Origin of the sequence: Salmonella sp. 32031103-2018-00083-FB-01-SM-01 (genome assembly GCF_017571995.1) — a bacterium.
GTDB classification, from domain to species: Bacteria; Pseudomonadota; Gammaproteobacteria; order Enterobacterales; family Enterobacteriaceae; genus Salmonella; species Salmonella enterica.
This window is the reverse complement of record NZ_JAGEQL010000010.1, coordinates 46,070-69,642: the sequence shown is the minus strand read 5'-3', so window position 1 is coordinate 69,642 and position 23,573 is coordinate 46,070. Positions and strand designations below refer to the sequence as shown.

The window sequence follows — 23,573 nt, the reverse complement described above, 5'->3', positions numbered from 1 at the left end:
GACCGCGCGCAGGATGTCACATCACATTGTTATTGTTGAGGATGAACCTGTTACTCAGGCCAGATTACAGGCCTATTTTGAGCAGGAGGGGTATCGCGTTTCGGTGACCGACAGCGGCGCGGGCCTGCGCGACATCATGGAGCATGAGCACGTTTCGCTGATCCTGCTGGATATCAACCTCCCCGACGAAAACGGGTTGATGCTGACCAGGGCGCTACGCGAACGTTCCACGGTGGGCATTATTCTGGTGACGGGGCGTTGCGACCAAATCGACCGCATCGTCGGGCTGGAGATGGGCGCGGACGACTACGTCACCAAGCCGCTGGAACTGCGCGAGCTGGTAGTGCGGGTGAAAAATCTTTTGTGGCGCATCGATCTGGCCCGCCCCACGCCGCAAAATGCCAGTGAAAACTGCTATATGTTTTCCGGTTACTGCCTGAACGTGATGAATCATACGCTGGAGCACAATGGTGAAGCCATTAAGCTTACGCGCGCGGAGTACGAGTTACTGCTGGCCTTTGTGACCAACCCAGGCAAAGTGCTGCATCGCGAACGTCTGCTGCGAATGCTTTCCGCCCGCCGCGTAGAGACTCCGGATCTCCGCACGATTGATGTCCTGGTTCGCCGCTTACGCCATAAAATTACGCCGGAACTGCTGGTCACACAGCATGGCGAAGGCTACTTTTTAGCCTCGGAGGTGTATTGATACAGATAGACGGGCCGAAATCCCGGAGGCGATAGCGAACGGCGAACGCGCGCGCTGTCGGCGTTGTTATGCGTCAAAATAAGCACCGGCGGGCTGATATTTTCAGGCACCGGTTGCCCCTGTAAGACCTTAATCGACTGCGTTATCGCTAATTCTCCCTGCCAGGCCATCTGATCGCTGAGCGCCATCAGGATATGGCCGCGTTTTAAACCGCGATAAACCTGATGCGTCAGATAAAATGAGACGATCGTGAGCGGAGTCGTCAAATTTCGCCCTTCGCCCATCGCCGCCTCCGCTGCTATCGCCGACCCGGCGACCACATTGGCGTCCGGATGGCGCTCCAGCATTTCCTGGAGTAAGTTTCGCTGCACTTCAATGTCGTTATCGCCCCAGGCGATATCCACAATGTTGATGGCGCTGCCTTTAATTGCCTGACGAAAACCCGCCACCATCTCCTGACTGCCGCCGGCTTCTTCCGGCCCCGGGAAGAGTAAAACGTTAAGCGCTTTTCCTTTGCTCCACTGCACCAGGAAACGTCCCGGCAGATACCCCATCTGAAACCACGGCAGACCAACGCGGGTTGCGACGCTGGCATCGTGAATCATGTTCACCAGTTCAATAACCGGCACATTACCGGCATACCGTTCCAGCTCCGGGAAACGATCGGTACTGCTGCCAAGCAGAATAGCGTCGGCACCCCACTCCCGGCACTGCATCATTTGCTGTTGTTGCGTCGCCAGTTGCCGATAGCCATTCGCTTCCAGCACTTTTAAATCAACGCCATACAATTTGGCCGCTTTTTGCATCCCGTAGTTGACGGACAACCAGTAAGAATCTTTCAGGCTGGGGTATAATGCGCACAGTTTCCAGGGTTTACTCGCATTGACTGACGTTTGCCGCCAGGGAATCGCCCGATCGGCGCGCGTCCAGTGTAGCAGCCCGGTTTCGGCTAACGCCGTTTCTACATTCGAGACGATGATTATCAAAAAAAAGAACGAAATAAGCGCACGCATGATAGCCCCACCAGCAACAAGGTTTTATCCTAATGGTTTTTCCGGCGGCAACTCAACCCATTTCACCCGCGGCGCATAAATGTCAACGCCTTCACTGACCCGCAGATTATGGCTGGCCTTCGCCCTGATGGCGGCACTCACCCTGCTCAGCACCGTGATCGGCTGGATAAGCCTGCGCGTCATTAGTCAGGTGGAACAAACCAATACGCAAGCGCTGCTTCCTACGATGAATATGGCCAGGCAGTTAAGCGAAGCCAGCGCTTACGAGCTCTTTTCCGCGCAAAATCTGACCAATGCCGACAGTGAGGGCGTTTGGCTGGCGCAGGGGAAGATGCTGAAAGCGCAAAGCCTTAAAATTAACCATCTTTTGCAGGCATTAAGCGAGCAGGGATTTAATACCTCGGCCATCGCCCGGCAAGAAAAAGAGATTGCGCAAACGCTTGGGCAGCAGGGAACGCTGGTCGGTGAAATTCTCACGCTGCGCGCACAGCAACAGCAGTTAAGCCGCCAGATTGCGGAGGCGGCGGAAAGCATTGCCGCCCAGGCTCACGGTCAGGCCAATAATGCAGCGACATCTGCGGGCGCCACCCAGGCCGGTATTTACGATCTTATCGAAAGCGGTAAAGGGGACCAGGCTGAACGCGCGCTTGACCGACTAATTGATATCGACCTTGAGTATGTGAATCAGATGAATGAGTTGCGGGTCAATGCCCTGCGGTTTAAGCAGCTCATTGTGACCTTAAAAGACGCGCAAGGGCTGAGCGATGCCGAGGACACCGATGAAAAACTTAATCAGTTGGTTAAAATTTTATCCCGCCGCCAGCAGCGTATAGAAGATCCTACCGTTCGCGCCCAAATCGCCGACGCGCTGGAGAAAATAAACCAGTACACCACACTAGTTACCCTGTTTCGTAAGGAAAATGCCATCCGCGACCAGCTTCAAACGCTTATGGCCAATAACCTCTTTCAGTTTACCCGCTTCAGTACGGAAGTGTCGCAGTTGGTGAACGCCATCGAAAAACGAAACGAGGCTGGGTTAGCGCGCCTTACACACGCCAGTCAGCGTGGGCAAATAGGGTTAGTGATCTTAGGTATCCTGGCGCTGTGCTCATTAAGTTTTATCCTTTGGCGAGTGGTTTACCGTTCCGTATCCCGCCCGCTGGCGCAACAAACGCAGGCCTTACAGCGGCTACTGGAGGGCGATATTGACTCACCGTTTCCGGAGGCGGCTGGCGTCAGCGAACTGGATACCATCAGCCGTCTGATGGAAGCGTTTCGCGCCAACGTGCGCAAATTAAACCGCCATCGTGAGGATTTGGCGGAACAGGTGCGATCGCAAACGGCGGAGCTTCATGCGCTGGTGCTGGAACACCGGCAGGCGCGCGCCGAAGCGGAAAAGGCCAACGAGGCGAAATCGACGTTCCTTGCCGCCATGAGCCATGAAATTCGCACGCCGCTTTACGGCATTCTCGGTACGGTACAATTGCTGGCCGATAAACCGCTCATGGCAAACTACCACGACGATTTACAGGCCATTAATGATTCAGGCGAATCGCTACTGGCGATTCTTAACGATATTCTTGATTACTCGGCGATTGAAGTAGGCGGCACCAACGTTTCCATTAGCGAGGAACCGTTTGAACCGCGACAATTGTTGAATAGCGCGCTGCATTTAATGCACAGCCGCGTGCAGGTTGCGCTCATCGCCGACTTTAGCGAGCAACTCCCCTCCACGCTACAAGGCGATCCGCGCCGGATACGTCAAATTGTGATTAATCTTTTAAGTAATGCGGCGAAATTTACCGATCGCGGCAGCATAGTGCTGCGCACGTTTTGCGACGATCAGAGCTGGTTTATTGAGGTTGAAGATACCGGATGCGGTATTCCTGAAGCGAAGCTGACGACTATTTTCAAACCGTTTGTGCAGGCGACAGGACGCCGGGGCGGGACGGGCCTGGGGCTGGCTATCAGCGCCAGCCTGGCAGAGGCGATGGGCGGGACGCTAACCGTCACCAGTACGCTTCATGTTGGCAGTTGTTTTCGCTTACAACTGCCGGTTCGCCACCCCAAACCCGCAAGCAAAAATGCGTTCAGGGAACCGATAAATCTTAACGGACTACGCCTGTTGCTGATTGAAGATAATATGCTGACGCAGCGTATTACCGCTGAAATGCTCACGGGTAAAGGGGTGAAGGTCTCAGTAGCTGAAAGTGCGAATGACGCGCTACGCCGTTTAGCCGAAGGCGAGCCCTTTGATGTGGCGCTGGTGGATTTTGATTTACCGGATTATGACGGCTTAACCCTGGCGCAGCAGTTGATGAGCCTGTATCCCGCCATGAAACGCATTGGTTTTAGCGCGCATGTGATAGACGATAATCTTCGTCAGCGTACCGCCGGTCTTTTCTGCGGGATTATTCAAAAGCCCGTTCCCCGCGAGGAGCTTTACCGTATGATAGCGCACTATTTACAGGGCAAATCTCACAACGCGCGGGCGATGCTGAATGAACATCAGCTTGCCGGCGATATGGCGTCTGTCGGCCCGGAAAAACTCCGGCAATGGGTCGCGTTATTCAAAGACAGCGCGCTGCCTTTAGTCGAGGAGATCGAGGCGGCGCGCGCCATGAATGACGACGTTAACATTAAGCGGCTGGCGCATAAATTAAAAAGCGGCTGCGCCAGCCTGGGGATGACGCAGGCAACCGAAGCCTGTCGGGAGCTGGAATTGCAACCGCTTAGCGATATAGATATTAAAACTATCGTGACGCAGGGAGTGACGGCGCTCGACGCATGGATAGCCGGTCATCCTTCGCCATAATAGCTTCCGGCTCGCCAAACGACGCGTTTCACATCGCCAGTTATCAGGACATAAAACAGTACGCCGAGGGTATAAGAGGGAAATAGCCTACGGCTACTGCCTGTTTAATGATTCTGTGTTTTTTCGTCCTGTAGCCGTGCCTGCTCCGCCAGGGCGGCAAAATCTTTTTCGCTGTAATAGTGCGCGGGAGGCGGTAGCTGCGCCATATCCTCGCTGGGCCACAATTGTAGTTGCGCCAGCGTGCTAAGCTGGATACCGCGCCAGCGATGGGGCAAGCTCAGCGGCAATAGCGGCATTATCTCGCCAGGAATGGCGGTCGGCAGGCGGTCATCGCCCATCTGATAATTACGATGCAGCACCAGATATTTTTCCGGTACCCGCCGCTGGCTGTTCCACCAACGGCCATCAAGCATATCAAACTGGAAACGGGTGATCTGCGCCGGCTGCGCTGCCAGCTGCGTCAGCGCTTGCCGCAGCGCGGTTTCCATCGCCGTGTTGTACATCTCTTGCGTTTTCGTCTGGCCGCCGACAATTAAAGACGCCGCCAGACGGGCACCCGCGAGGTTAGAATAGAGATCTTCCGGCGAAAAGGCCGATACTCCCTCAGAAAATCCGCGAACAGACTCGAAACCGTACCATTGGGCGATTTCGTGCCACTCCGCCACCTGGAACGCCAGATGCGCCGACAGCCAGGCGGCCAGCGTGTAACGCTCGCGTGCATCGACCGGAGGGGTAAAAGCAGTAAAAACCAGACGCCGTTCGGCCAGCTCCTCGCCCAGATTCAGCGTAAAAGCCTGCCCCAGCTTTGGTAGTAGTTGGCTGAAGATATACACTGTCATATCAGCGGTATCCCTCACATGTGCGGTGTCGATGAATCCGCCACGCAAGGTATACACAATACCGTTATTCTCACCGCTAAGGCCAATCAGGTTTGCCACGCCCGAGTACAGATGGTCGTTGTACTGATGATGCCCCAGCGAGTCCACCGTCACGACGTTATTTAACTGATAGAGCGGAACCGGCAGTCCCAGCAGCTCGGCATGCAGGTCGTAACCAAAAGCACAACACGGCCGCAACCCCTTTGGCAGCGGCTGCGGCGGCATCGTCGGCCAGGCTTCACTGGCAGCAGGCGTTGGGTGAGTGGACAGATAGAGCGTCAGTGGTAAGGCGGCGCGGGCGCTCCCCGCCAGAAACAGCAGCGCCAGAAAGATAACCCGAACGACGGACCTCAAAATGCTTCTCCTACCTGAAAATAAAAACCGCTGCTAGCTTTGCCCACGCCGTAATCCAGCCGCACGTTGACGCGCGGCTTGAACTCAAAGCGATAGCCCACGCCCGCAGAAGGCAGCCATCGCCCGTCATCCAGATGGTGCAAAGACGATCCCATGGTGCCCGCGCCCACCCAACCGACAACGCCATGCCGCCAGCTCAGCTTATGGCGATATTCCAGCTGACCGCTGATAGCATTTTTATCGCGATAGCGCCCTTCATAATAGCCGCGCATACGATGGTTACTGCCCAGCAGCGGCAGCATATTCCACGGCACGTCGCCCTGGGTAAAGGCGCCGTCAGCTTCCCAGGCCAGCACGTCTTTATCATTGACGGCATGGTAACGACTATAGTGCAGTTGGTATTCATCAAACCGCGTATCGCTACCGACGTCCGGTGCGAAGTGGGTATAGCGAAGGGTGGCATACTGCCCTTTGCGTGGGTTAGGTATAAAATCACGATCATCCCAGCTAATCTCAACGCTACCGCCGTTACTCAGTGAAGAACAGCCCTGCGCGGTACTTTGAATTTTGGGCGGATCGGTCTCATCAATTTGCGCGGCGTGCTGTACATCCAGCGTCCAGCCAACGCCAAGATAGATATTGTTAACAAGCCGACGATACAGCATGGGTTGCAGATCCAGCACCTGCGCAGTATAGGCCTGCTTATGGCTGTCTTTATCACCAGCGGCAAAACCCTGTCCCCAATAGTAAGTGGGCGTGTCGCTCAATGCGCCAGTGAGGAAGAAACGCCAGCGATCTTGCGCGAAAAAAGCGTAATTTTGCAGGCTTACGCCAAAAGCGCCTGTGGAGCTGAAATAGCTGCTCAGCGACAGCGTGGATACCTGGCTAACCTTATCGGCAGGATCGGGGCGATACATACCGACGATGGCGGTGCCGATGCCCAGCCCCAGTTCAGGGGTATAAAATGGCCCGGGCATTACTCCCCAGTTGACGCCTTTGGCGGCATCGTAAGTATCGCTATCCCCCATTTGTTGTAGCCAGCCGTCCACCTGGCTGCGGCTGGGCAGCGCCGCCTGCGCCACGCCGGACAGCACACCGACGACGCAAAGCAACAGTCGGTAATGGCAGCGATTCAAAAGCGGTACTCACCGGCCACAAAGAAGCTATTGCGCTCGGCAAAGCCAAACTCGGTGGTAACGTTGAAATGGCGGGTTATTTCATACTGAGCGCCCAGCAGCATGTTCCACGGTGATTGTAGATGCTGTTTGACGTCAAAGCGGCCGTTATTGTTATAGTTAGCCATACTCACCAGCCTTTGTAGCGTCGCTGACGGCATGGTCAGGTCGTCGAGGCTGCCTTTAAACTCCTGCTGCACATCCTGATACATGCTGCCGACCCAGACGTTTAGCTTGCCCGACGGCAGATGCATCTTATCTATACCCGGGGTGGTAAAACGGTAACCAACGCGAGGTGAGACGGTAAAGGCGTCGATGCTGCCATCAAGAATATCGAACTGTGTCTGGGTGTAGTTAGCATCAACAGCGGTAAACCAGTTACCTACGCCGCCGACCAGCGTGGTGCCGATGCCATAGGTAGTGCCTTTAAAGTCGAGTTTAAATTTGAGGTTTTGCAGATCGGCGGGATGAAAAACGTGGCCATTTTTCGTCATCAACCCAACACCAATTTGCGAAACGGAATGACCATCGGTATAGCCCACCAGGCCGTACACATTCATAAATGGCAGCAGCCAGGCATCCAGCTTGACCGTTTCGGTCTTGCTCTTTTCACGGGTATGACCGACGTTAATTTTAAATACGTTATCTAATGGAATTCCCCCGTTGGGACCTAAAGCCAGGCCATTAAAGTTGATGCTATCAACGTTAATATTCTGCCCAATATTCATGTAGTTAATATTGAGGCCAAATGGCTCGGGAAGCTCATAGCCACGCTTTCGGGCTTCATCACCCAGAAAAGGCAACACTGATGTACTGGCAGGCTTTGCCACCGGCGTTGTCGCGACTGGCGGTGTGGCAGCAGATGGGACGTCATCCTGATAGCTATAAACAAGCGACAGGTTCGCCGGGGGGCTGGTAGCCGCCCAGGTAGAAAAAGCCATAGCGGGCAGCGCCAACAGCAAAAGGGAGCGTTTTTTCATAATGATGAAGCGTTTATTCTGGCGAGAAGCGCCGCCGGATCGAAAGGAGGAAGGAGAATATAGTAATCGTCGCCTGGTGGGCGGGATTTCTGTGCGAATTAATCTTTTGAAATAAAAAACTATTTTCTACAACGTCTTTGTTGCAACACATTAGCTTAATGAGTGGAACTATCGGCCCGACGGCGATCGGGCCGGAGTGAATCAGGACAGAACATGTTGTTCAATCGCCCAGGCAACACCATCTTCAAGGTTCGATTTAGTCACAAAGTTAGCCACCTCTTTGACCGACGGAATGGCGTTGTCCATTGCCACGCCCATGCCGGCGTATTCGATCATCGCAATGTCGTTTTCTTGATCGCCAATCGCCATCACCTCCTCTGGCTTAATACCCAGCGCCTCGGCCAGTGATTTTACGCCGGTGCCTTTATTAACCCGTTTATCGAGGATTTCAAGGAAGTACGGCGCGCTTTTCAGCACGGTATACTTTTCCTTCACCTCTGCCGGTATACGCGCAATCGCCCGGTCGAGAACGGCAGGCTCATCGATCATCATAACTTTCAGGAACTGGGTGTTCGGGTCCATCTTCTCCGCTTCACAAAATACCAGCGGAATGGTCGCCACATACGACTCATGCACCGTGTAGTAGCTGATATCGCGGTTAGCGGTATAAAGCGTATTTCGGTCTAATGCGTGGAAGTGAGAACCCACCTCACGGGACAGTTTTTCCAGGTAACGGTAGTCATCATAGCTGAGCGCTGTTTGCGCAACCGTACTGCCGTCCCCTGCTTTCTGCACCAGCGCCCCGTTATAGGTGATGCAATAATCACCGGGCTGTTCCATGTGAAGTTCTTTCAGGTAACTGTGCACACCCGCATACGGACGGCCTGTGGTCAGCACCACATTTACCCCTTTTTCACGCGCAGCGGCAATCGCGTTTTTAACCGCCGGAGAAATGGTGTGATCGGGCAGCAGAAGGGTGCCATCCATGTCGATAGCAATGAGTTTAATAGCCATGAAATCCCCGCATTAAATGAGTCCTGACTCATGCTAACGCGATTCCGCTCAAAAAACAGCAAAGAATCCGAGAGAAAGGGGGATAAGATTCACAAACGGGATTCCCCTTTTCAGGCCGTATTCTCCCCTCCTGATGTATTAGATAACCTCATTAATCAAACAGAAAATACCGTTTTTCTAAAAGAATGTGTATTGCTACTTTGGACATAATCACTTAGAGCCTAATGGGATTGGTTCTTAATCAGTAAAAATCAACAAAAACTTATATTTTAAAATAACCTTATCCGATGAGAAGGAGATCGCTAATGTCGATGGCCCTTACCGCCCCCCCAACCAGGAAAAGATTTTTAATCGTTGCCTGTCTGTTTATTGGAATATTTATTGCTTATCTCGATCGCGTTAATGTTTCGGTATTAGCCGCGAATGAACCCTTCTTAGCCTATATGGGTATTGAAGGTATGCCATTGCAAATCGGCATGATGATGACCGTCTTTCTGGCCGCTTATGGTATCGCAAACGTTGTATTATCACCGCTTGGCGATTATCTCGGCCCCAGAAAAGCAATGATGCTTTGTATTCTGATCTGGACTATCGCTTTAATGGTTGGCGGCGTAGCAACATCATTCGCTCTAATTATTATTTGCCGTATATTACTGGGCATCGGAGAGGGATTTTATTATCCACTGCAAAGCGTATTTATTAAAAACTGGTTCCCGAAGCAGGAGCGCGGCAGAGCAAACGCGGCGTGGATCGTCGGCCAGTCGGTGGCACCCGCCATTGCGATGCCTTTTTTCACCTGGTGGATAGGCACCCACGGCTGGCGTTCCAACTTCTTTTTATGCGCCGCTCTCGGGTTAATCCCACTCTGGCTACTCTGGCGATATGTTGCTGATAAACCAGAACAACATAAAAGTATCAGCGAACAGGAACTGGCTTATATCAAAGCCGGACAGGAAACGGAAAGCGCAGGCAACAGCGAAAGTTTTATGTTGCGGGTCAAACCGGTGATCACCAACTATTGCTACTGGTTGCTGGTGCTGTGGTACCTGTGCCTGCAATGCCTGTACTGGGGGATGATTACCTGGCTGCCGACCTATCTTAAATCAGCCAGAGGATTTAGCTGGGCGGAAATGGGCTGGCTGGCGTCGCTTCCCTTTGTCCTGTCAATATTTTCTAAAGCCGCTGCGGGGATCTTCGTCGATAAAATAGGACGCAGCGCCCCCATATTAATGGTATTAATGTTTTTCGCTGGCGTCAGTATCTATTTCGGTACCATAACCGAACATAAATATATGTCAGCGGTACTCCTCTCCTTTGCTGTTGCTTTCTGTACGATGGGTACGCCCGTTGCCTGGACGTTATTACAGGGAATGATACCCGGAAAATCTATTTCCGCCGCCAGCGGCGTAATGAACGGCGTCGCCAATGGACTCTCTTCATTATCTCCCGTATTTATCGGCTTATTTATTTCTATCACTGGAACTTATACCGGCGGCTTACTATGCCTGGTTTTTATCAGCGCTATCGCCGTGGTATCGGCATTAATCTTAACGATTAAAAAATATTAATTACGAGGAGTAAATGATGAAAATTACCAGCGTTGATATTATTGATGTGGCGAACGATTTTGCGTCCGCCACCAGCAAATGGCGTCCGGTGGTGGTAAAAATTAATACCGACGAAGGCATTTCCGGTTTTGGCGAAGTCGGGCTGGCTTACGGCGTCGGCGCCTCTGCGGGCATCGGCATGGCAAAAGATTTAGCCGCCATTATCATCGGCATGGACCCGATGAATAACGAAGCTATCTGGGAAAAGATGCTCAAAAAAACCTTCTGGGGGCAGGGCGGCGGCGGCATCTTTTCCGCTGCGATGAGCGGTATTGATATCGCGCTGTGGGATATCAAAGGTAAAGCGTGGGGCGTACCGCTGTATAAGATGCTCGGTGGTAAAAGCCGCGAGAAAATCAGAACCTATGCCAGCCAGCTACAGTTTGGCTGGGGGGACGGCAGCGATAAAGATATGCTGACCGAGCCGGAACAGTATGCGCAGGCGGCACTGACCGCCGTCAGCGAAGGCTATGACGCGATAAAAGTGGATACCGTCGCAATGGATCGCCACGGCAACTGGAACCAGCAAAACCTCAACGGGCCGCTCACCGACAAAATCCTGCGCCTGGGCTACGACCGTATGGCCGCCATTCGTGATGCGGTCGGCCCGGACGTGGATATCATCGCCGAAATGCATGCCTTTACGGATACTACATCGGCAATTCAGTTTGGCCGCATGATAGAAGAACTGGGTATTTTCTACTACGAAGAGCCGGTCATGCCGTTAAACCCCGGACAAATGAAACAAGTGGCTGATAAAGTTAATATTCCGCTGGCGGCTGGCGAACGTATTTACTGGCGCTGGGGATACCGTCCTTTCCTGGAAAACGGCAGCCTGAGCGTGATCCAGCCTGATATCTGCACCTGCGGCGGCATCACCGAAGTGAAGAAAATCTGCGATATGGCGCACGTTTACGACAAAACGGTGCAAATCCACGTTTGCGGCGGGCCGATTTCCACGGCGGTGGCGCTGCATATGGAAACCGCAATCCCCAACTTCGTCATCCACGAACTGCACCGGTATGCGCTGCTGGAACCGAATACACAGACCTGTAAATACAACTATCTACCCAAGAACGGCATGTACGAAGTCCCGGAGCTTCCTGGTATCGGCCAGGAGCTGACCGAGGAAACCATGAAAAAATCACCAACCATCACCGTAAAATAAGCCAACTGTCTGCCTGCGCCGCAGGCAGACACCCTGTATTTGCGAGTCGTATCAACGCGACCTTATCCAGCCTGAGATAAAATCCTCTCAGTAAAGGGGTAACACAGGTGGCAAATGAATTTAACTATCCGGCAATTTCGCGCGTTTCTGGCCGTCGCGGATTTGCGTAGTTTTACCGCCGCCAGCAAATATCTGTGCATCACGCAGGGCGCCGTTAGCGGTTTAATCAACGAAATGGAAAGCCAGATGGAGGTTTCCCTTTTCGACCGCACTTCGCGCGTGGTGAAGCTATCGCCCGACGGCGAAAAGTTTTTACCCGCCGCCATGCGGGTTGTTGAAGAGTTTCAACGGGCCGAAAATTATGCCCGCGACCTGAAAGAGATCAAAAAATCCCTGGTTCGGGTTGTTGGCGCGCCGCTGATCGCCTGTGCTTTTCTGCCGCAAATCATCCATGCCTTTAAGCGGCAGCATCCGCATACCCACGTACAGCTTATTGATAAGCCCATGTCGCAATTACAAAAAAGCATTATGTTGGGAGAAGCGGATTTCGGTATCGGCCCGGAGCGGCCGCTGGAACCGGAAATCGACAAACAAACGCTGTTCACAACGGAAATCGCCCTGTACTGCCATCCGGACTATCGGCTGCATAAAAAAACGGTTCGCTGGGAAGAGATTCAGAGTGAAGAGCTGATCGCCGTTGGCAACGAATCCGTTCCGATGATCTCCGCGACCGCTGGCGTGCGCATTAAGCCCAAAATGACGGTGGAACATATGGCGACCGCCATGTCGCTGGCGGCGCAGTGTGAAGGCGTGGTGATCGCCGGAACCTTTTCCCGCCATTACGCCAAAAGCTACCAATTAGCGACCTGTTCGCTCACGCCTCCGCTGCGGCGCAATATGAACCTTTATTTCCATGCGTGGCGCGCACAAACGCCCGCCACGCAGCGCTTTAGAGATTTTTTATTCAGCTATGTCGATGAACATCATGATGCCCCGGCCAACCAGCGGTAGGCCGGGGATTAAGGCAGGTTAAATATCGATATTCGCTGCTTTCAGGGCGTTCTCTTCAATAAAGGCACGACGCGGCTCAACGGCATCACCCATCAGCGTGGTGAACAGCTGGTCGGCAGCAATCGCATCTTTGACGGTCACGCGCAGCATACGGCGGCTTTCCGGGTCCATGGTGGTTTCCCACAGCTGATCCGGGTTCATTTCACCCAGACCTTTATAACGCTGGATAGCCAGACCGCGACGTGATTCTTTCACCAGCCACTCCAGCGCCTGCTCGAAGCTGGTTACCGGCTGGCGACGCTCGCCGCGTTCGATAAACGCATCCTCTTCAATCAGACCGCGCAGCTTCTCGCCCAGCGTGCAGATACGACGATATTCCGCGCCGGTCACAAACTCGTGATCCAACGGATAATCGGTATCCACACCATGCGTACGCACGCGAACGATCGGCTCGAACAGATTCTGTTCCGTATTAGTATGAACATCGAACTTCCACTGACTGCCGTGCTGCTCTTTCTCATTCAGCTCGGTAATCAGCGCATTCACCCAGCGCGTTACAGTCTGCTCATCAGAAAGATCGGCTTCGGTCAGAGTTGGCTGATACACCAGCTCTTTGAGCAGCGCTTTCGGGAAGCGACGCTCCATACGACCAATCATTTTCTGCGTGGCGTTATATTCAGAGACCAGTTTTTCTAACGCTTCGCCGGATAGCGCCGGCGCATGAGCGTTCGCGTGCAGAGTCGCACCGTCAAGCGCGATGGAAATCTGGTACTGATCCATCGCTTCGTCGTCTTTAATGTACTGTTCCTGCTTGCCTTTCTTGACTTTGTACAGCGGCGGCTGCGCAATGTAGACGTGGCCGCGCTCGACGATTTCCGGCATCTGACGATAGAAGAAGGTCAACAGCAGCGTACGGATGTGCGAGCCGTCGACGTCCGCATCGGTCATGATGATGATGCTGTGGTAACGCAGTTTGTCCGGGTTGTACTCGTCGCGACCGATACCGCAGCCCAGTGCGGTGATCAGAGTCGCCACTTCCTGAGAGGAGAGCATCTTGTCGAAGCGCGCTTTCTCGACGTTGAGGATTTTACCCTTCAGCGGCAGAATCGCCTGGTTCTTGCGGTTACGCCCCTGCTTCGCAGAGCCGCCCGCGGAGTCCCCTTCCACCAGGTACAGTTCGGACAGCGCCGGGTCGCGTTCCTGGCAGTCAGCCAGTTTGCCCGGCAGGCCCGCTAAGTCCAGCGCGCCTTTACGACGGGTCATTTCACGGGCGCGACGCGCCGCTTCACGCGCACGCGCGGCGTCGATAATTTTGCCGACGACAATTTTCGCGTCAGATGGGTTTTCCAGCAGGTATTCGCTCAGCAGTTCGTTCATCTGCTGTTCTACCGCCGATTTCACCTCGGAAGAGACCAGCTTATCTTTGGTCTGCGAGGAGAATTTCGGGTCCGGCACCTTCACGGAAACCACCGCAATCAGACCTTCACGGGCATCGTCGCCGGTGGCGCTGACTTTGGCTTTTTTGCTGTAGCCTTCTTTGTCCATGTAGGCGTTCAGCGTGCGGGTCATCGCCGCACGGAAGCCTGCCAGGTGAGTACCGCCGTCGCGCTGCGGAATGTTGTTGGTAAAGCAGTAGATGTTTTCCTGGAAACCATCGTTCCACTGCAGCGCTACTTCCACGCCGATACCGTCTTTTTCGGTGGAGAAGTAGAAGATATTCGGGTGGATCGGCGTTTTATTCTTGTTGAGATATTCAACAAACGCCTTGATGCCGCCTTCGTAGTGGAAATGATCTTCTTTGCCATCGCGCTTGTCGCGCAGGCGGATGGAGACGCCTGAGTTCAGGAATGACAGTTCACGCAGGCGTTTCGCCAGGATCTCATATTCAAATTCAGTGACGTTGGTGAAGGTTTCGTGGCTCGGCCAGAAACGTACCATCGTACCGGTTTTATCGGTATCGCCAGTGACGGCCAGGGGTGCCTGCGGCACGCCGTGCTCGTAGATCTGACGGTGAATTTTGCCATCTCGCTGGATAACCAGTTCCAGTTTTTGCGACAGAGCGTTGACTACCGAGACGCCCACGCCGTGCAGACCACCGGAGACTTTATAGGAGTTATCGTCAAATTTACCGCCCGCGTGCAGAACGGTCATGATCACTTCCGCCGCCGAGACGCCTTCTTCCGGGTGAATCCCGGTCGGAATGCCACGGCCATCATCCGTTACGGACACGGAGTTATCGGCGTGAATAGTCACGACGATATCTTTACAGTGACCTGCGAGCGCTTCGTCGATAGCGTTATCTACCACCTCGAATACCATGTGGTGCAGACCGGTGCCGTCATCCGTGTCGCCGATATACATACCCGGGCGCTTACGCACCGCATCCAGCCCTTTCAGGACTTTGATACTGGAGGAGTCATAAGAATTCGACATCAACGTTTCTCGCTCATTTAATCTTGGGTTAATCCGTTATTTTACCCTTTTCCACGGTAAACATCTTCGAATTTTCATCCGACATGTCTATAACGTGTTCAGCGCTAATTGCGCTGACAAAGACCTGCGATTGCGTGGCTTTTAAGCGGCTGGCCAGCAGTCCGCGACGCGCATCGTCAAGTTCAGAGGCAAAATCATCTATCAGGTACAGGCAGCGCCGCCCGCTTTCGCGGGTGAGGAACTCGCCCTGCGCCAGACGTAAGGCGCACATCAATAACTTTAGCTGCCCGCGCGACAGGGTATCTTCCACCGGCGCGCCGTCAGCGCGAATGCGAAAGTCCGCTTTATGCGGCCCGTGCGCGGTGTAGGTCAACATACGGTCACGCTCAAAGCTTCGCTCCAGCACGTCCGCATAGTCTGTCTCTTTCTCCCAGCCGCGCTGGAAAGAGAACGTCAGGGAAAATTCAGGTAAAAACTGCTGACAGGTATCCGCCATGTCCTGTGCGATAGCGCTACTGTACTCCGCCCGCCAGGTACTAATTTGTTCCGCCAGCGGAATCAGCTCTTTATCCCACGGGCGCAATTGCTCATAACGACTCACCTGGCGCAGCGCGGCATTACGCTGTTTCAGCAATCGTTTCAGGTTGCTCCAGGCGGTGAAGAATCCGGCTTCGTTGTGAAAGCATCCCCAGTCAAGGAACGCTCTTCTGTATTTGGGGCCGCCGTTGAGTAAAGTAAACCCCTCCGGCGTAATCAACTGCATCGGCATTAAATGCGCCAGCTCCGCGATCTTGTGACCGTCGGTACCATCGATACGGACTTTGCTGTCGCCCTGCTTATCTTTGGTTAAGCCAATCGACGTCTCACGCTCTTCGCCCTGTAATCGCCCGTGGAGAACAAACGCTTCCTGCTCATGACGAATCACGCGGCCAGGCTGCAAACTGCGAAACGCCCGACCGTGGCCAAGCGTATAGATAGCTTCCAGCACGCTGGTTTTGCCGCTGCCGTTGGCGCCAACCAGGAAGTTAAAGCCGGGGGATAAAGCGAGATCCGCATTTTCTATGTTGCGGAAGTCTTTGATTAGCAGTCTGGATAGCGACATATCAACTCATAACCAGGGCGTTATCGGCGCAGTTAGTCTGGCTACGGCCAGCGCACAGCAACCGGAGCGTACTGGAGTACGTGAGGATTGCTCGCTGCGCTCGCCCTTCGGGCCGTCCATAAGACGTCCAAAATACTTCGTATTTTGTGCGAGCACTGCCCGGAGCCAGAATAACAAGTAAGATAGCCCGATATTCTTTACAAGCGCATTGGCATAACAACATAGGCAGCCGACTGTGACGCCGCATCCTCAATCTGTACGCTGGATACGGAATCCGTCAGCATAATGCGCACGGTTTCGCACTTCAGCGCATTGAGCACGTCCAGCACATAACTGACGTTAAAGCCGATTTCCATCTCCGTCCCGCCGTAGCTCACGTCCAGAATCTCTTCCGCTTCTTCCTGCTCCGGGTTATTGGCGGTGATTTTGAGCTGATTCTCACTGACGTACAGACGCACGCCGCGGAATTTCTCATTCGAGAGGATTGCCGCGCGGGCAAACGCCTGCTTGAGGATATCGCAGCCCGCTTCCAGATGCTTATCCGGATTCTTTGGCAGAACGCGACGGTAGTCCGGGAAGCGACCATCCACCAGCTTCGAGGTAAAGATAAAGTCGCCGACGTGCGCGCGGATATTATTACTGCCGATCTGCACGCGCAGCGGGTTTTCGCCACCGTCAAGCATACGCATCAGTTCAATCACGCCTTTACGCGGCACAATCACCGAGTGGCTGGGTAAAGACGCCTCCAGCGGCATTGAGCACACCGCCAGACGGTGGCCGTCGGTCGCAACAGTGCGCAGTTCGCTGCCTTCCGTTTCAAACAGCATACCGTTTAAGTAGTAGCGCACATCCTGATGGGCCATCGAAAACTGGGTCGCTTCAATCAGGCGCTTCATCGTGGCCTGCGGCAGCGTAAATTCAACTTCGCTTTGCCAGTCGTCAAGATTCGGGAAATCGGCGGCAGGCAGCGTAGACAGCGAGAAGCGGCTACGGCCAGAACGCACCAGCATCCGATCGCCTTCCAACTGAACGGCAATCTCCGCGCCCTCCGGCAGGCCGCGGCAGATATCAAAGAATTTCCGCGCCGGCACGGTAGTAGCACCCGGCTCATGCGGCTGAGAAAGCGTAACGCGCGCGACCATCTCCATTTCAAGATCGGTGCCGGTCAGAGAAAGCGTACCGTCCGCTACCTGGAGGAGCAGGTTACCGAGAATCGGCAGCGTAGGACGACCGCCCAGCGGGCCGCTGACCTGCTGAAGCGGTTTTAATAAATGTTCACGTTCAACGGTAAATTTCATAGGATCACGACGATAGTGTTCTGATTAAATTCGAAAAATCTTCTTTGATATCGTGGCTTTCTTCACGCAGTTGCTCAATTTTACGACAGGCATGAAGTACGGTAGTGTGGTCGCGCCCGCCAAACGCATCGCCGATTTCCGGCAGACTGTGGTTGGTGAGCTCTTTTGCCAGCGCCATAGCCATCTGGCGCGGACGTGCTACCGAGCGAGATCGACGCTTAGAAAGCAGATCCGCAATTTTGATTTTGTAATACTCCGCCACCGTCTTCTGAATATTGTCGATGGTGACCAGTTTTTCCTGCAACGCCAGTAAATCGCGCAGCGCTTCGCGCACAAAGTCGATAGTAATCGCCCGGCCGGTAAAGTTGGCATTGGCGATCACCCGGTTCAGCGCGCCTTCCAGCTCACGCACGTTAGAGCGTAGACGCTTGGCGATAAAGAACGCGACCTCGCCTGGCAGACGAATATCATTTTCGTCCGCTTTTTTCATCAGGATCGCCACGCGGGTTTCCAGTTCTGGCGGTTCGATCGCCACTGTTAGCCCCCAACCAAAGCGGGACTTGAGACGATCCTCAACGCCGTTGATCTCTTTCGGATAGCGATCCGACGTCAAAATGATCTGCTGATTGCCTTCCAGCAGAGCGTTAAAGGTATGGAAAAACTCTTCCTGGGATCGTTCTTTATTGGCGAAGAATTGAATATCGTCGATCAGCAATGCGTCAACGGAGCGGTAGTAGCGTTTAAACTCTTCGATGGCGTTATTTTGCAGGGCTTTTACCATGTCCTGCACAAAGCGCTCGGAGTGCATATACACGACTTTCGCGTTGGGTTTGCGCGCCATAATGCCGTTACCCACCGCGTGCAGCAGGTGAGTTTTACCCAGACCGGTGCCGCCATAGAGGAATAACGGGTTATAGGCGCCGCCAGGATTATCCGCCACCTGACGTGCCGCCGCGCGCGCCAGTTGGTTGGATTTACCTTCGACGAAGTTATCAAATGTATGTTTAACATTGACGTTGGAGCGGTAGGTCGGCTCCGCCGGCGCTGGTACGTTATCCCAGCCCGAACGGGCCGCAGGCGCTACGCGCTGCGGCTGCGCCGTTGTTGTCTGCGCAGGCGCGACAACGTTATGCACAGGCGTTTTTAGCGTTTGCGTAACGGGCTTTGTTCCCACTTCAAAACGCAGTTGTGGGGCATCCGCGCCGCAGAATGTGTTGAGTAATCCATTGATATTGTTGAGGTACTTATCTCTTACCCAATCGAGCACAAAACGGTTTGGCGCATACAAAGCCAGCGTGTTATCGCTCAGTTCCGCCTGCAACGGGCGTATCCACATACTGAATTCTGTGGCTGGTAACTCATCCTGCAATCGGGCAAGACACTGCTGCCAAAGCGAAAGTGACACGGCGGACTCCACTCGAACAAAAGTCGATAAATGACAAAGGCTGATACATTAATGATTGTTGGCGCACGTCGATAAGACCCTGCATGAAGGGTGACGCACGAACCGCTGTCTGCGGTTTTCACGGATCTTTCAAACGATCGCGACTTCACGCAGTCTGAAAGATTTCGTGTTCATGCCTGACCAGGATCGTTTGAAACGATCAGGACCGCGGATCATAGCCTAAACTGAGCAAGAGATCTTCTGTTTCTCACAGATTCTTCCCGATTTATCCACAGGACTTTCCAGGAAAGGATAAGTGTAATCGATCCTGGGGAACTCCTGTACGCTTTCGCGCGCATATTGAAAAAATTAATAGGTAAAGGTGAGCAGACGCCTAAAAGATCGCATAAAGATCCAGGGCGATCCTTGCGCTTTACCTGGCAGTCCGTATAATTCTCCACCCGTCGCGCAATGCCCGTCATATGGCGTCAACGCTGCTTATTTTCCGCACAAAAAGGCGTGGAAAATCGCGGGAAAATAAGGAAAGAGAATTGACTCCGGAGTGTACAATTATTACAATCCGGCCTCTTTAATCACCCACACTGTGGCGTAAGTCGTTCAAAGTTTGTTCGGGTATACGCAAAAGTCAGTGAATTTATTCAAGTTTAGGTAGAAATCGCCATGAAACGCACTTTTCAACCGTCTGTACTGAAGCGCAACCGTTCTCACGGCTTCCGTGCTCGTATGGCTACTAAAAATGGTCGTCAGGTTCTGGCACGTCGTCGTGCTAAAGGCCGCGCTCGTCTGACCGTTTCCAAGTAATAAAGCTAACCCCTGAGTGGTTAAGCTCGCATTTCCCAGGGAGTTACGTTTGTTAACTCCCGCTCATTTCACATTCGTCTTCCAGCAACCTCAACGGGCTGGCACGCCGCAAATCACCATCCTCGGCCGCCTGAATTCGCTGGGGCATCCCCGTATCGGTCTTACCGTCGCCAAGAAAAATGTTCGACGTGCGCATGAACGCAACCGGATTAAACGTCTGACGCGTGAAAGCTTCCGTCTGCGCCAGCATGAACTTCCTGCAATGGATTTCGTGGTGGTGGCGAAAAAAGGGGTTGCCGACCTCGATAACCGTGCTCTCTCGGAAGCGTTGGAAAAATTATGGCGCCGCCACTGTCGCCTGGCTCGCGGGTCCTGATAGCCCTTATTCGGGTCTATCAACGCCTGATCAGTCCGCTGCTTGGGCCGCATTGTCGTTTCACGCCAACGTGCTCAAGCTACGGAATTGAGGCATTGCGCAGGTTTGGAGTGATAAAAGGCAGTTGGTTGACGGTGAAACGCGTATTAAAATGCCACCCTTTACACCCTGGTGGTGACGATCCCGTCCCGCCCGGACCATTTGATACCAGAGAACACTAACGATGGATTCGCAACGCAATCTTTTAGTCATCGCTTTGCTGTTCGTGTCTTTCATGATCTGGCAAGCCTGGGAGCAGGATAAAAATCCGCAACCTCAGACTCAACAGACCACGCAGACAACGACCACCGCAGCGGGTAGCGCCGCCGACCAGGGCGTACCAGCCAGTGGCCAGGGGAAAATGATTACGGTGAAAACCGATGTGCTTGATTTGACTATCAACACCCGTGGTGGTGATGTCGAGCAGGCCTTGCTCCCGGCTTACCCGAAAGAACTGGGTTCCAACGAACCGTTCCAGCTGCTGGAAACCACCCCGCAGTTTATCTATCAGGCGCAAAGCGGCCTGACAGGCCGCGACGGCCCGGATAACCCGGCGAACGGCCCGCGTCCGCTGTACAACGTCGAGAAAGAGGCGTTTGTACTGGCCGACGGTCAGAACGAACTGCAGGTTCCGATGACTTATACTGACGCCGCAGGCAACACGTTTACCAAAACGTTTGTCTTTAAGCGTGGAGATTATGCGGTTAACGTGAACTATAGCGTGCAGAACACCGGCGAAAAACCGCTGGAAGTCTCCACCTTTGGTCAGTTAAAACAATCCGTCAACCTGCCTCCTCATCGCGACACCGGCAGCAGCAACTTTGCGCTGCATACGTTCCGCGGCGCAGCGTACTCCACGCCGGATGAGAAGTATGAGAAATACAAATTCGACACTATTGCCGATAACGAAAACCTCAACGTCAGCTCCAAAGGCGGTTGGGTGGCAATGTTGCAACAGTATTTCGCCACCGCATGGATTCCGCGTAACGACGGCACCAACAATTTCTACACCGCCAATCTGGGGAACGGCATTGTCGCTATCGGCTATAAAGCGCAGCCGGTACTGGTACAGCCAGGCCAGACTGGCGCGATGACCAGCACCCTGTGGGTCGGCCCGGAAATTCAGGATAAAATGGCGGCTGTTGCACCGCACCTGGATTTGACCGTGGACTACGGCTGGTTGTGGTTCATCTCTCAGCCACTGTTCAAGTTGCTGAAGTGGATCCACAGCTTTGTGGGCAACTGGGGCTTCTCCATTATCATCATTACCTTTATCGTTCGCGGTATCATGTACCCGCTGACCAAAGCGCAGTACACATCAATGGCGAAGATGCGTATGCTGCAGCCGAAAATTCAGGCGATGCGCGAACGTCTTGGCGATGATAAACAGCGCCAAAGCCAGGAGATGATGGCCCTGTACAAAGCGGAGAAGGTTAACCCACTGGGCGGCTGCTTCCCGCTGATCATCCAGATGCCTATCTTCCTGGCGTTGTACTACATGCTGATGGGTTCCATTGAACTGCGTCATGCGCCGTTCGCGCTGTGGATTCATGACCTGTCCGCACAGGACCCGTACTACATTCTGCCGATCCTGATGGGCGTAACGATGTTCTTCATTCAGAAGATGTCGCCGACCACCGTGACCGACCCGATGCAGCAGAAGATCATGACCTTTATGCCGGTCATCTTTACGGTGTTCTTCCTGTGGTTCCCGTCAGGTCTGGTGCTGTACTATATCGTCAGCAACCTGGTCACCATCATTCAGCAGCAGCTGATTTACCGTGGTCTGGAGAAGCGTGGCCTGCATAGCCGCGAGAAGAAAAAATCCTGATTCGGTGTAGGCCGGATAAGGCGAAGCCGCCATCCGGCAAGGCGCGCCGGTCAGCCTGATGGCGCTAACGCTTATCAGGCCTACAATCAAAAGGCGGTCATATGACCGCCTTTTTTTATTGCAACAAAGTTGAGACTAACCATGAGCCATAACGACACTATCGTCGCCCAGGCAACCCCACCGGGACGCGGTGGCGTGGGTATCCTGCGTATCTCTGGTCTGAAGGCGCGAGACGTTGCGCAAGAGGTGCTGGGCAAGCTGCCGAAGCCGCGCTATGCCGACTACCTGCCGTTTAAAGACGTTGACGGCAGCGCGCTGGATCAGGGTATTGCGCTGTGGTTCCCCGGCCCGAACTCCTTCACCGGTGAAGATGTGCTGGAGCTACAAGGGCACGGCGGTCCGGTGATCCTGGACCTGCTGTTAAAACGTATCCTGACGCTTCCAGGCGTGCGCATTGCCCGACCGGGCGAGTTCTCCGAGCGAGCGTTCCTCAACGATAAGCTCGATTTAGCCCAGGCGGAAGCCATTGCCGACCTGATCGATGCCAGTTCCGAACAGGCGGCGCGTTCGGCGCTAAACTCGTTACAGGGGGCATTTTCCGCCCGCGTTAACCACCTTGTGGAAGCACTTACTCACCTGCGAATCTACGTCGAAGCGGCTATTGATTTTCCGGATGAGGAGATCGACTTTCTCTCTGACGGCAAAATCGAAGCGCAGCTCAATGGCGTCATCGCCGATCTTGACGCCGTGCGCACCGAAGCGCGCCAGGGCAGCCTGCTGCGCGAAGGGATGAAGGTAGTGATTGCCGGACGCCCGAATGCCGGGAAATCCAGCCTGCTGAATGCGCTGGCAGGCCGTGAAGCGGCCATTGTCACCGATATCGCCGGTACCACGCGCGACGTGTTGCGCGAGCATATTCACATCGACGGGATGCCGCTGCATATCATCGATACCGCCGGACTGCGCGACGCCAGCGACGAAGTTGAGCGTATCGGCATCGAACGCGCCTGGCAGGAGATTGAACAGGCCGATCGCGTGCTGTTTATGGTGGATGGCACCACGACGGACGCCGTGGACCCTGCCGACATCTGGCCGGACTTTATCGCCCGTCTGCCCAAAAATCTACCGATTACCGTGGTACGTAACAAGGCGGATATCACCGGCGAAACGCTGGGTATTAGTGAAGTAAATGGTCACTCACTGGTTCGCCTCTCGGCGCGTACCGGCGAAGGCGTCGACGTGCTGCGTAACCACCTCAAGCAGAGCATGGGTTTTGATACCAATATGGAAGGCGGCTTCCTGGCCCGCCGCCGTCACCTGCAGGCGCTGGCGGAAGCCGCTGAACATCTTGAGCAGGGCAAAGCACAGCTATTAGGCGCGTGGGCGGGGGAACTGCTGGCGGAAGAGTTGCGCCTGGCGCAGCAAAGCTTAAGCGAGATTACCGGCGAGTTTACCTCCGACGACCTGCTGGGACGGATTTTCTCCAGCTTCTGTATCGGCAAATAACGTTATGTTGCCCGGTGGCGCGATGCTTACCGGGCCTACAAACCCCGTAAGCCGGATAAGG

General features: G+C 54.0%; 19 protein-coding genes. 10 read left to right on the top strand and 9 right to left on the bottom strand.

Features of this window, described 5'->3' with window-relative positions; all coding sequences use genetic code 11:
• Positions 1-13 precede the first annotated feature (13 nt).
• Positions 14-706 (top strand): two-component system response regulator TorR, encoded by a 693-nt coding sequence (gene torR, locus J4614_RS21050; RefSeq protein WP_001562512.1) that lies wholly within the window; start codon positions 14-16, stop codon positions 704-706.
• Here the strand turns inward: torR and torT are convergent.
• Positions 679-1,719, bottom strand: a complete 1,041-nt coding sequence (gene torT, locus J4614_RS21045; RefSeq protein ID WP_001202031.1) for a TMAO reductase system periplasmic protein TorT — start codon at positions 1,717-1,719, stop codon at positions 679-681. The genes torR and torT overlap by 28 nt on opposite strands.
• 79 nt (positions 1,720-1,798) lie before the next feature.
• Here torT and torS point away from each other — a divergent pair, with 79 nt between their 5' ends.
• On the top strand, positions 1,799-4,534 hold the full coding sequence (gene torS, locus J4614_RS21040) for a TMAO reductase system sensor histidine kinase/response regulator TorS (RefSeq protein ID WP_111761295.1): 2,736 nt from the start codon (positions 1,799-1,801) through the stop codon (positions 4,532-4,534).
• Positions 4,535-4,638: 104 nt separating this feature from the next.
• On the opposite strand, the gene J4614_RS21035 is transcribed toward torS, so the two are convergent.
• The 4 genes from J4614_RS21035 to yidA form a co-directional block, all read right to left on the bottom strand.
• A complete protein-coding gene (locus J4614_RS21035; RefSeq protein ID WP_001258177.1) occupies positions 4,639-5,766 on the bottom strand; it encodes a DUF4056 domain-containing protein in 1,128 nt (375 codons plus the stop codon).
• Positions 5,763-6,902 carry a BamA/TamA family outer membrane protein gene (locus J4614_RS21030; protein ID WP_001078029.1) on the bottom strand — a complete coding sequence of 380 codons (1,140 nt, stop codon included), beginning with the start codon at positions 6,900-6,902 and terminating at the stop codon, positions 5,763-5,765. Before J4614_RS21030 ends, J4614_RS21035 begins: the two co-directional genes overlap by 4 nt.
• The gene (locus J4614_RS21025) at positions 6,899-7,921 is read right to left on the bottom strand and encodes a hypothetical protein (RefSeq protein ID WP_000747395.1); all 1,023 of its coding nucleotides are present in this window, start codon (positions 7,919-7,921) and stop codon (positions 6,899-6,901) included. The genes J4614_RS21030 and J4614_RS21025 overlap by 4 nt, the downstream gene beginning before the upstream one ends.
• 201 nt (positions 7,922-8,122) lie before the next feature.
• Positions 8,123-8,935 carry a sugar-phosphatase gene (gene yidA / locus J4614_RS21020; protein ID WP_000985571.1) on the bottom strand — a complete coding sequence of 271 codons (813 nt, stop codon included), beginning with the start codon at positions 8,933-8,935 and terminating at the stop codon, positions 8,123-8,125.
• Between the two features lie 305 nt (positions 8,936-9,240).
• Here yidA and J4614_RS21015 point away from each other — a divergent pair, with 305 nt between their 5' ends.
• The 3 genes from J4614_RS21015 (at position 9,241) to J4614_RS21005 (ending at position 12,721) form a co-directional block, all read left to right on the top strand.
• Entirely contained in the window at positions 9,241-10,503 is a 1,263-nt protein-coding gene (locus J4614_RS21015; protein ID WP_000061262.1) for an MFS transporter, read from the top strand.
• A gap of 13 nt (positions 10,504-10,516) precedes the next feature.
• Positions 10,517-11,710, top strand: a complete 1,194-nt coding sequence (locus tag J4614_RS21010) for a mandelate racemase/muconate lactonizing enzyme family protein (RefSeq protein WP_000975837.1) — start codon at positions 10,517-10,519, stop codon at positions 11,708-11,710.
• A gap of 114 nt (positions 11,711-11,824) precedes the next feature.
• On the top strand, positions 11,825-12,721 hold the full coding sequence (locus tag J4614_RS21005; RefSeq protein WP_001054599.1) for a LysR family transcriptional regulator: 897 nt from the start codon (positions 11,825-11,827) through the stop codon (positions 12,719-12,721).
• An 18-nt stretch (positions 12,722-12,739) separates the two neighbouring features.
• Here J4614_RS21005 and gyrB read toward each other — a convergent pair whose 3' ends face one another.
• From gyrB to dnaA, 4 genes are all read right to left on the bottom strand, one after another.
• Entirely contained in the window at positions 12,740-15,154 is a 2,415-nt protein-coding gene (gene gyrB, locus J4614_RS21000) for a DNA topoisomerase (ATP-hydrolyzing) subunit B (RefSeq protein ID WP_000072047.1), read from the bottom strand.
• 28 nt (positions 15,155-15,182) lie between these two features.
• Positions 15,183-16,256 (bottom strand): DNA replication/repair protein RecF, encoded by a 1,074-nt coding sequence (gene recF, locus J4614_RS20995; RefSeq protein WP_000059373.1) that lies wholly within the window; start codon positions 16,254-16,256, stop codon positions 15,183-15,185.
• Between the two features lie 197 nt (positions 16,257-16,453).
• Positions 16,454-17,554 carry a DNA polymerase III subunit beta gene (dnaN, locus tag J4614_RS20990; protein WP_000673474.1) on the bottom strand — a complete coding sequence of 367 codons (1,101 nt, stop codon included), beginning with the start codon at positions 17,552-17,554 and terminating at the stop codon, positions 16,454-16,456.
• A 4-nt stretch (positions 17,555-17,558) separates the two neighbouring features.
• Entirely contained in the window at positions 17,559-18,959 is a 1,401-nt protein-coding gene (dnaA, locus tag J4614_RS20985) for a chromosomal replication initiator protein DnaA (RefSeq protein ID WP_000059093.1), read from the bottom strand.
• A gap of 660 nt (positions 18,960-19,619) precedes the next feature.
• Here dnaA and rpmH point away from each other — a divergent pair.
• The 5 genes from rpmH (at position 19,620) to mnmE (ending at position 23,512) form a co-directional block, all read left to right on the top strand.
• Positions 19,620-19,760 carry a 50S ribosomal protein L34 gene (rpmH, locus tag J4614_RS20980; RefSeq protein WP_000831330.1) on the top strand — a complete coding sequence of 47 codons (141 nt, stop codon included), beginning with the start codon at positions 19,620-19,622 and terminating at the stop codon, positions 19,758-19,760.
• A 16-nt stretch (positions 19,761-19,776) separates the two neighbouring features.
• Positions 19,777-20,136, top strand: a complete 360-nt coding sequence (rnpA, locus tag J4614_RS20975) for a ribonuclease P protein component (protein ID WP_000239725.1) — start codon at positions 19,777-19,779, stop codon at positions 20,134-20,136.
• Positions 20,100-20,357 carry a membrane protein insertion efficiency factor YidD gene (gene yidD / locus J4614_RS20970; RefSeq protein ID WP_001307474.1) on the top strand — a complete coding sequence of 86 codons (258 nt, stop codon included), beginning with the start codon at positions 20,100-20,102 and terminating at the stop codon, positions 20,355-20,357. Before rnpA ends, yidD begins: the two co-directional genes overlap by 37 nt.
• A gap of 2 nt (positions 20,358-20,359) precedes the next feature.
• A complete protein-coding gene (gene yidC / locus J4614_RS20965) occupies positions 20,360-22,006 on the top strand; it encodes a membrane protein insertase YidC (RefSeq protein ID WP_000378283.1) in 1,647 nt (548 codons plus the stop codon).
• A gap of 141 nt (positions 22,007-22,147) precedes the next feature.
• Positions 22,148-23,512 (top strand): tRNA uridine-5-carboxymethylaminomethyl(34) synthesis GTPase MnmE, encoded by a 1,365-nt coding sequence (mnmE, locus tag J4614_RS20960; protein WP_000019081.1) that lies wholly within the window; start codon positions 22,148-22,150, stop codon positions 23,510-23,512.
• The last annotated feature ends 61 nt before the right edge of the window (positions 23,513-23,573 follow it).

Excerpts from the sequence above, each read along its gene's own strand:
- torR (WP_001562512.1), top strand. The coding sequence starts at position 14 with ATGTCACATCACATTGTTATTGTTGAGGATGAACCTGTTACTCAGGCC.
- torT (WP_001202031.1), bottom strand. The coding sequence starts at position 1,719 with ATGCGTGCGCTTATTTCGTTCTTTTTTTTGATAATCATCGTCTCGAAT.
- torS (WP_111761295.1), top strand. The coding sequence starts at position 1,799 with ATGTCAACGCCTTCACTGACCCGCAGATTATGGCTGGCCTTCGCCCTG.
- J4614_RS21025 (WP_000747395.1), bottom strand. The coding sequence starts at position 7,921 with ATGAAAAAACGCTCCCTTTTGCTGTTGGCGCTGCCCGCTATGGCTTTT.
- yidA (WP_000985571.1), bottom strand. The coding sequence starts at position 8,935 with ATGGCTATTAAACTCATTGCTATCGACATGGATGGCACCCTTCTGCTG.
- J4614_RS21015 (WP_000061262.1), top strand. The coding sequence starts at position 9,241 with ATGTCGATGGCCCTTACCGCCCCCCCAACCAGGAAAAGATTTTTAATC.
- J4614_RS21010 (WP_000975837.1), top strand. The coding sequence starts at position 10,517 with ATGATGAAAATTACCAGCGTTGATATTATTGATGTGGCGAACGATTTT.
- J4614_RS21005 (WP_001054599.1), top strand. The coding sequence starts at position 11,825 with ATGAATTTAACTATCCGGCAATTTCGCGCGTTTCTGGCCGTCGCGGAT.
- gyrB (WP_000072047.1), bottom strand. The coding sequence starts at position 15,154 with ATGTCGAATTCTTATGACTCCTCCAGTATCAAAGTCCTGAAAGGGCTG.
- recF (WP_000059373.1), bottom strand. The coding sequence starts at position 16,256 with ATGTCGCTATCCAGACTGCTAATCAAAGACTTCCGCAACATAGAAAAT.
- dnaN (WP_000673474.1), bottom strand. The coding sequence starts at position 17,554 with ATGAAATTTACCGTTGAACGTGAACATTTATTAAAACCGCTTCAGCAG.
- rpmH (WP_000831330.1), top strand. The coding sequence starts at position 19,620 with ATGAAACGCACTTTTCAACCGTCTGTACTGAAGCGCAACCGTTCTCAC.
- yidD (WP_001307474.1), top strand. The coding sequence starts at position 20,100 with ATGGCGCCGCCACTGTCGCCTGGCTCGCGGGTCCTGATAGCCCTTATT.
- yidC (WP_000378283.1), top strand. The coding sequence starts at position 20,360 with ATGGATTCGCAACGCAATCTTTTAGTCATCGCTTTGCTGTTCGTGTCT.
- mnmE (WP_000019081.1), top strand. The coding sequence starts at position 22,148 with ATGAGCCATAACGACACTATCGTCGCCCAGGCAACCCCACCGGGACGC.